The organism is Micrococcus sp. PSi08 (genome assembly GCF_054960655.1).
The window spans coordinates 1-1,038 of the sequence record NZ_JBHNYP010000061.1; the positions used below are offsets into that span (position 1 = coordinate 1).

1 protein-coding gene is annotated in these 1,038 nt (G+C 67.0%); it reads left to right on the forward strand.

All coding sequences use genetic code 11. From position 1 onward, the window contains the following. On the forward strand, positions 1-1,038 hold a 1,038-nt coding region (locus tag ACFI33_RS11755), incomplete at both ends, for an IS256-like element ISMlu11 family transposase (protein ID WP_462624049.1).

Sequence of the window (1,038 nt, forward strand, 5' to 3'; positions counted from 1 at the left end):
GAAGCACGCCAACTCCCGCAACGGGACCACCCCGAAGACCGTGGAGTCCGAGGTCGGGCCGATCGAGCTGGACGTCCCGCGAGACCGGGGCGGGTCGTTCACCCCGCGCCTGGTGCCCAAGGGCCAGCGGCGCCTCGGGGGCCTGGATGACATGATCATCAGCCTCTATGCCGGCGGAATGACGATCCGGGACATCCAGCACCACCTGGCCTCCACGATCGGCACGGACCTGTCGCACGAGACGATCTCCAACATCACCGACGCCGTGAGCGAAGAGGTCCTGGCGTGGCAGTCGCGGCCGCTGGAGGAGTTCTATCCGGTGATCTATCTCGACGCAATCCGGATCAAGATCCGAGAGAACAGCCAGGTCCTCAACCGTGCCGCCTACATCGCCGTCGGCGTGGACCTCGAGGGCATCAAGCACGTGCTGGGGATCTGGGTCCAGGACACCGAGGGCTCGGCGTTCTGGGCCCACGTCTGCGCCGATCTCGCCAACCGGGGCGTGCAGGACGTGCTGATCGTGTGCTGCGACGGGCTCAAGGGCCTGCCGGAGGCGGTCGAGGCGACGTGGCCGGACTCGATGGTCCAGACCTGCGTGGTTCACCTGATCCGGGCCGCGATGCGGTTCGTGGCCTACCAGGACCGCAAGAAGGTCGCCGCCGCGCTGAAGCCGATCTACACCGCCCCCAACGAAGAGACCGCGAGGAAGGCGCTGGCCGAGTTCGAGGCCTCCGAGCTCGGCACGAAGTACCCGTCTGCAGCCGCGACCTGGGCGAACTCCTGGGAGCGGTTCATCCCGTTCCTGCAGTTCCCACCCATGCTCCGCAAGGTCATCTACACGACCAACAGCATCGAGTCGCTGAACTTCCAGCTACGGAAGGTGACCAAGAACCGCGGCCACTTCCCCTCGACCGAGGCGGCGGTGAAGCTGCTCTGGCTGGCGATCTGCAACATCGAAGACAAACGCGCCGCCGAACGCGCTCGGGACCGGGGCAAACCCGCCGGCCAGCGCAAAGCCCAGGGCCGGCTCGTCGAAGG